We start from the raw sequence: 6852 nt of genomic DNA, 5'->3' as shown, positions 1-6852 counted from the left end.
GGTGGCCCCGGGAGCTTCGGTTCCCGGGGCCACCGCGCCGTAGGGCTCATCGCGGGGTTGTCGGCGCGAATATGTGCGCGGTTCGGACATATCGCGACCCGTAAGCCGGCTCGGCCCGCCTATTCTTTACGGGGGCAGGGATTCTTTCGGGCGTCCGGTCTTTGCGTACTCCCGGAGCCTTCCTTGGGGCCGGGACTGGAGCCTCACCGTGCGGTGGTGTTTCCCGCGGGGTTCGTGCTCGTGGTGGTCTGTGTATTGACGGTTCGTACCTTTACACCGACGATTCGTACTTGTATGCGACGGTTCGGCACCTAGATGTACGTACCGTCGTCAGAGAGTACGAATCGTCGACCAGAAGTTACGAACCGTCACAAGATGTGCCGAATCGACAGCCAGAAGGTACGCCCCCACACGAAGGTACTGCGTGGTTTCCACAGCTTTGGGAGCTTTGAGGCCATGACTTCTAGGATGCCGGTGCACTTATCATTGCCTGAATCGTGTACCGACTGGGCAAAAGATCGAGGGCGCCTGGTTGAGCGTCTGCCTGGCACACCCGCCGACACGAATAGCCTTGAAAAGCAGACTTAGGATTGAGTGATGAGCAAGGCCAGCCGGGCCGCGTACCGATGCGAAGACTGCTTGTTCACGGTGCGCCCCATGCGCGCCTCAGACGCCCGTGCGGCCACAGGAGTGTGGTATCGCGCCTGGTGCGACACCTACGTCCGCCCCGAAGGCGCCACCCGGCAGTGGGTCGATGAGATCTGGAAGCCTCGGCTCACCGACAAAGACATCTTCAACCGTGGGGCGCAACGCTTCTACATACGACTCGGATTCAAAGCAGTTCCGGGCTCGGACGCGTTGTGGCGAGGCGTGCTCCCCGTGGTCACCATGCGCCGGCCGCCGACTGGCGCCAGAAGCGGACGACTGGCGCGAGATAGAACTGGTCGGCGATGCTCCATTGCAGCGAAGAATGAACGTGACGTACAGTTTTCTGCACAGGAGGTGAGTCATGAGGACCATGACCTACACGGAGTCCCGCGCGCGCTACGCCCAAGTGCTCAATGACGTCGTGGACGACCGCGAGGAGGTCGTCATCACCCGAGCCGGGCATGATCCTGCCGTCATCGTCTCCCTAGCGGAGTATGAGGCGCTCAAGGAGACCGCTTATCTCCTGCGCAACCCCGCCAACGCCAGGCGGCTCCTGGAGTCGATCACCGAGCTCGAGGACGGGCACGGCAAGGCCCACGAGCTGGTGAACACCGGTGAGGACTGACCGGGTCCGCCATGAGACTCATCTGGTCTACCCACGCCTGGGAGGACTACCTGTGGTGGCAGACTGAGGATCGTCGAGTCCTCAAACGCGTCAATCTCCTCCTCCAGGACATCCAACGACACGGCAACGAGGGTCTCGGCAAGCCAGAGGCCCTCCGCGGCAATCTCAGCGGCTACTGGTCGCGTCGCATCACGTCCGAGCACAGGCTCGTCTACCGGGTCGTTGGGGACGACGTCCTCATCGTTGCGTGCAGGCTCCACTATGGGCGTTGAACCACGGTTGCCCGACGTCCCCGAACGTCAAAACGGTGAGATCCTCGGCGTTGGGGTGGACCTGGTGCATATCTCCGGCCTGGCCGAGCAGTTGCACCAGCCGGGCACCGTATTCGCCGAGCGGGCCTTCACCGCACGCGAGCGGCGCGACGCCGCCCGCCGGGCCGACGTCACCGGCTCTGCGCAGGCCGAGCACCTGGCCGGCCGCTGGGCCGCGAAGGAGGCCTTCATCAAGGCCTGGTCCCAAGCCGTTAACGCCAGCGCCGGGCGAGCGGTCCCTCCGCAGCTGTCGCCCGAGGCGGTCTACTGGCGGGAGATCGAACTGATCACCGACCGCTGGGGGAGGCCGTCGCTGCGGCTGACCGGCGCCGTCGCCGTCGCCGTCACCGACTCCCTGGGCGACGGCGCCGCGGGCCCGCAGCACTGGCCCGTGTCTCTGACTCACGACGGCGACTGGGCGGCCGCCGTCGTGCTTTACTCCGCAAGCCGCTCCGTCTCGCTTGACCGCCCCGATCGCGCGTGAGCCGCGCCGGCTGCGCCCCTCACCGGTTCTCTGTATCGAACCGGACGCCGAATGGGGCCGAGACAGTGATCGGCGACTCATCCGCGGTACAGTTCTGCCATGAAAAAGCTCATTAACTCCGTCGACGGCGTCGTGACCGACGCGCTGGCCGGAATGGCCGCGGCACACCCCGACCGCCTCCGGGTGGATGTTGACCAGCACATCGTCTACCGGGCCACCCCCAAGGAGGATGGCAAGGTCGCCATCGTCTCCGGCGGGGGCAGTGGCCATGAGCCGCTGCACGGCGGGTTCGTCGGCTTCGGCATGCTCGACGCCGCCTGCGCGGGGGAGATCTTCACCTCCCCCGTTCCCGACCAGGTCTCCGCCGCGACCGCCGCCGTGGACCGGGGTGCGGGCGTACTGCACATCGTCAAGAACTACACCGGCGACGTCATGAACTTCGACATGGCCGCGGAGATGGTCGCCGCCGAGTCCGGCACGGAAATCGCCACGGTTGTGACCGCCGACGACGTCGCCGTGGAGGATTCCCTGTACACCGCCGGCCGCCGCGGCGTGGGCGTGACCGTGATCGTGGAGAAGATCGCCGGCGCCGCCGCCGAAGCGGGGCGCTCCCTCGCCGACGTGGCGGCGGTCGCCAAGCGCACCTCCGAGGCCGGTCGCTCCATGGGCATGGCGCTGACCTCCTGCACCGTGCCCGCCAACGGCAAGCCGTCCTTCGACCTGCCCGAGGATGAGATGGAGATCGGCATCGGCATTCACGGCGAGCCCGGCCGGCATCGGGACAAGATCGCCCCCGCCGGCGAGATCGCCAAGCAGCTGGTCGACCCCATCCTGGCCGAACTGCCGGAAGGCGACCGGGGTGTCATTGCGCTGCTCAACGGCATGGGCGCCAGCCCGCTCCTGGAGCTGTACCTGATGTACGGCGAGGTCGCCAAGTTGCTTGACGCGGCCGGCGTGAAGGTGGAGCGCTCGTTGGTGGGCAACTACATCACCAGCCTGGACATGGCGGGCTGCTCGCTGACGCTGGTGCGCGCCGATGAGGACATGCTCGGCCTGTGGGACGCTCCGGTGAACACGCCCGGCCTGCGTTGGGGGGTCTGAGCGCCATGACGACTTCAACTGCACAGACCCCGTCCGCCCCGCTGACGACGCTGGCCGCCACGGATGTGGCCGCCTGGATCCGGCGCGCATGCGCCCTGGTCACCGAGCAGGCGGACTATCTGACTGCCCTGGACGCCGCTATCGGCGACGCCGACCACGGCGCCAACATGAAGCGAGGCCTGACCGCCGCCGTCGAGGCGCTGGAAGCGGAGCCGGACTCCCCGGCGGCGGTCCTCAAGCAGACCGCGATGGCGCTGATCTCCAAGGTCGGCGGTGCCGCCGGGCCCCTGTACGGCACCTTCTTCCTGCGCATGTCCACCGCCTGCGCCAAGCACGAGACCATCGACACCGCCGCCCTGGTCGACGCCGTCGAGGCCGGCATTGGCGGCATTGTGCAGCGGGGTAACGCCGAGGCGGGGGACAAGACCATGTTGGACGCCTGGTACCCGGCCCTGGAGGCGCTCCGTGCCGGCACGGACGGCGCCTTCGCGGCCGCCGTCAATGCCGCCGCCGACGCCGCGGCGGCTGGGCGGGACGCCACCGAGCCGATGCTGGCGAAGAAGGGGCGCGCCTCCTACCTGGGGGAGCGGTCCGTCGGTCACATCGACCCGGGCGCCGCCTCCACTGCTCTGATCATGCGGGCGCTCGCCGACGTCGTCTCCGGCCAGACGGCGGACGCCGCATGACGGGCATCGTCGTCGTCTCGCATTCACGCCCGCTCGCCGACGCCGCCGTCGCCCTCGCCAAGGGGCTGATTCCAGGTCTGGATGCGCCCACGGAGGTGGCGGCGGGCCTGCCCGACGGCTCCCTGGGCACGGACGCCACCGAAATCATGGCGGCGATCGAGCGCGTCGACGACGGCTCGGGCGTACTGGTGTTGGCAGACCTGGGCAGCGGCGTACTCAGCGCCCAGATGGCCCTGGAGTTGCTGGACCCGGACCTGGCCGCGCACGTGCGCCTGTCCGGCGCCGCGCTGGTGGAGGGCCTGGTCGCCGCCTACGCGGCGGCCGGCACCGGCAAGGGCCTGGATGCGGTACAGGCCGACGCCGATGCCGCCGCGTCACTTAAACTGCGGCAGGTTGCAGGCCCCCCACCCGACTAGGAGCACCATGACCGAGACGACCTTCCAAGCCATCTCGATGATCATCTACTTCGTTGGAATGGTGGCGATCGGCTGGTGGGCCTACGGTCATAACGACTCCCTGGACGACTACATGCTGGCTGACCGCGGGCTCGGGCCCGCGGTCACCGCGCTGTCTGCGGGCGCCGCCGACATGTCCGGCTGGCTGCTGATGGGGCTGCCCGGGGCGCTGTACGCCAGCGGGCTGGTGGAGGCGTGGATCGCCGTCGGGCTGACGGTGGGGGCCTGGTTGAACTGGCGCTATGTGGCGCCCCGGCTGCGCTCCTACACGGAGGTCGCCCACGACTCCATCACCATCCCCAGCTTCCTGGACAACCGGCTGCACGACGACCGGCACCTGCTGCGCTGGGCCAGCGGGGGCGTGATCGTCGTGTTCTTCACCTTCTACGTCTCCTCCGGGATGGTCTCCGGCGGCACCTTCTTCGAGTCCTCCTTCGGCCTGGACTACCGGCTGGGTCTGACCCTGGTGGCCGCCATTACGGTGATGTACACACTGGTGGGCGGCTTCCTGGCGGTGTCCTACACGGACCTGGTGCAGGGAGTCATGATGGTGACCGCGCTGATCGCCGTGCCCGTTGTCGGTGTGACGCGCCTGGGCGGGTTGGGGCCGACCCTGCGGGCGGTCAGTGAAGTCGACCCGCACTACTGGGCGGTGCTCGGACCCACCACCTCCGTGATCGGCATCGTCTCCTCCCTGGCCTGGGGCCTGGGCTACTTCGGCCAGCCCCACATCATTGTGCGCTTCATGGCGCTGCGCAGCCCGCAGGAGGCCGTGGCCGGCCGCCGCATCGGCATCGGCTGGATGCTGTTCGCCGTCGCCGGGGCGGCCGCAACCGCCATCGTCGGTGTGGCGATCTACCAGCGCGACGGCGCCGCCCTGACCAACCCGGAGACCGTGTTCATCAGCCTGGGGCAGCTGCTGTTCCACCCCTTCGTGGCCGGGTTCATGCTGGCCGCCATCCTCGCCGCGATCATGTCCACCATCTCCAGCCAGCTGCTGGTCACCTCCTCCGCCCTGATCGAGGACCTGTACCGCCAGGTTTTCCACCGGCAGGTCTCCCAGCGTCGGCTGGTCATGTACTCGCGCTTCGCGGTGCTGAGCGTGGCCGTGATCGCCGCGGCCATGGCCTGGACGCCCAATGACACGATCCTGGCGCTGGTCGCCTTCGCCTGGGCGGGCTTCGGCGCCTCCTTCGGCCCCACGGTCCTGCTGTGCCTGTACTGGCGGCGGCTGACCGCCACGGGCGCCTTCGCCGGCATTATCGCCGGCGCCGTCGTCGTCATGATCTGGGGCAATGTCTCCGGCGGGCCCGGCGGCATCTTCGACCTGTACGAGCTCGCCCCCGGCTTCGCCGCGAACCTGCTCGCCGCCTGGGCCGTGTCCCGCGCCGGCACGCCGGACCACGCCGTCGCCGGCGAGTTCGACGCCGCCGTGGCCGCCGCCCGCTGAGACCTGTCGGCCGGCCGGGCCGCACCGGATACATGCGGGCCCGGCCGGAGTATCCTGGTGTTGCTCAAGGGAGAGACCACCATGAAGACCGTCCGCCGTCCCGCCGTCGCCGGAAGCTTCTACCCCGGGGATGCGCGCGCCCTGAAACGCATGCTCGCCGACCTGCTCACCCGGGCGCGGGCCCAGCTGTCCGCCGCCCCGGCCGTGCCCAAGGCCGTCGTCGTCCCGCATGCCGGCTACGTCTACTCCGGCCCCATGGCGGCGCGCGCCTACGCCCGCCTGGAGGCCGGCCGGGGACGCATCACCCGGGTGGTGCTGCTGGGACCCACCCACCGGGTGCCGGTGCGGGGACTGGCGCTGCCCGGCGCCGACCAGTTGGCCACGCCTCTGGGGGTGCTGAATGTCGACGCCGCCGGCTGCGCGCAGGCGGCCGCCCTGCCCGGCGTGACCACCGCGCCGGAGGTACACGCCTGGGAGCACTCCCTGGAGGTGCAGCTGCCCTTCATCCAGACCGTCCTGGGGGCTGACGTCGCGGTGGTGCCGCTGGCTGCCGGGGACGCCTCGGCGCGCACCGTCGCCGACGCGATCAATGCGCTGTGGGGCGGGCCGGAGACCGTCATCATCATCTCCTCCGACCTGTCCCACTACCTGCCGCAGGACTTGGCCGTAACCGTCGACGCGGAGACCGTCACGCGCATTCTCGCCTTGGACTCCTCCATCCCCCACGATCGCGCCTGCGGCGCCACCCCGCTGGACGGGATGCTGTTGGCGGCGCAGGAGCACGGCATGCGCGCCGAACTGCTGGGCCGGTGCACGTCGGCCGACACCGCCGGCGATCCGGATCGGGTGGTCGGCTACTGCGCCGTCGCACTCCATGAGGCGGCCACCGCAGATGCCGAGCCCGCCGCGGCCGCGGCGGGTCCACAGGCGACCGAGCCGCCCGCCGACGCCGGAGACACGCTGCTGCCCCTGGCCCGCAGGGCGATCGCCCGCGCGGTGGGCGCCGAGACCGGCACGCCCGCCGAGTTGCTGGCGGGGGAGCGACCCGCCTGGCTGTATCGCCCCGGTGCCGCCTTCGTCACCCTGCGCAGC

General features: G+C 69.5%; 8 protein-coding genes. All 8 read left to right on the top strand.

Translation table 11 applies throughout. The features are described 5' to 3' along the window. Window positions 1–1009: 1009 nt before the first annotated feature. Window positions 1010–1273: a type II toxin-antitoxin system Phd/YefM family antitoxin gene (locus tag DRB06_RS10445; RefSeq protein WP_073332197.1), complete on the top strand. Its 264-nt coding sequence runs from the start codon at window positions 1010–1012 to the stop codon at window positions 1271–1273. 11 nt (window positions 1274–1284) lie between these two features. Further along, window positions 1285–1545 (top strand): Txe/YoeB family addiction module toxin, encoded by a 261-nt coding sequence (locus tag DRB06_RS10440; RefSeq protein ID WP_111819903.1) that lies wholly within the window; start codon window positions 1285–1287, stop codon window positions 1543–1545. Then, window positions 1535–2068, top strand: a complete 534-nt coding sequence (locus tag DRB06_RS10435) for a holo-ACP synthase (RefSeq protein WP_111819902.1) — start codon at window positions 1535–1537, stop codon at window positions 2066–2068. The genes DRB06_RS10440 and DRB06_RS10435 overlap by 11 nt, the downstream gene beginning before the upstream one ends. 99 nt (window positions 2069–2167) lie before the next feature. Continuing rightward, window positions 2168–3169, top strand: coding sequence for a dihydroxyacetone kinase subunit DhaK (dhaK, locus tag DRB06_RS10430; protein ID WP_108967124.1), 1002 nt, complete (start codon window positions 2168–2170; stop codon window positions 3167–3169). Window positions 3170–3174: 5 nt separating this feature from the next. Further along, the gene (dhaL, locus tag DRB06_RS10425; protein WP_108967122.1) at window positions 3175–3855 is read left to right on the top strand and encodes a dihydroxyacetone kinase subunit DhaL; all 681 of its coding nucleotides are present in this window, start codon (window positions 3175–3177) and stop codon (window positions 3853–3855) included. Continuing rightward, complete coding sequence (dhaM, locus tag DRB06_RS10420) at window positions 3852–4271, top strand: dihydroxyacetone kinase phosphoryl donor subunit DhaM (protein ID WP_108967120.1); 420 nt, start codon at window positions 3852–3854, stop codon at window positions 4269–4271. The genes dhaL and dhaM overlap by 4 nt, the downstream gene beginning before the upstream one ends. Before the next feature lie 7 nt (window positions 4272–4278). Further along, on the top strand, window positions 4279–5760 hold the full coding sequence (gene putP, locus DRB06_RS10415) for a sodium/proline symporter PutP (RefSeq protein WP_073332215.1): 1482 nt from the start codon (window positions 4279–4281) through the stop codon (window positions 5758–5760). Between the two features lie 81 nt (window positions 5761–5841). Then, a partial coding sequence (gene amrB / locus DRB06_RS10410; RefSeq protein ID WP_111819920.1) for an AmmeMemoRadiSam system protein B occupies window positions 5842–6852 on the top strand: 1011 nt, incomplete at its 3' end.

The sequence above is a fragment of the Actinomyces sp. Z5 genome (assembly GCF_003287795.1).
In the GTDB taxonomy this organism is placed as follows: Bacteria; Actinomycetota; Actinomycetes; order Actinomycetales; family Actinomycetaceae; genus Actinomyces; species Actinomyces glycerinitolerans.
The sequence above is the reverse complement of the archived record's forward strand: the minus strand, read 5'-3'. Positions and strand labels throughout refer to the sequence as shown.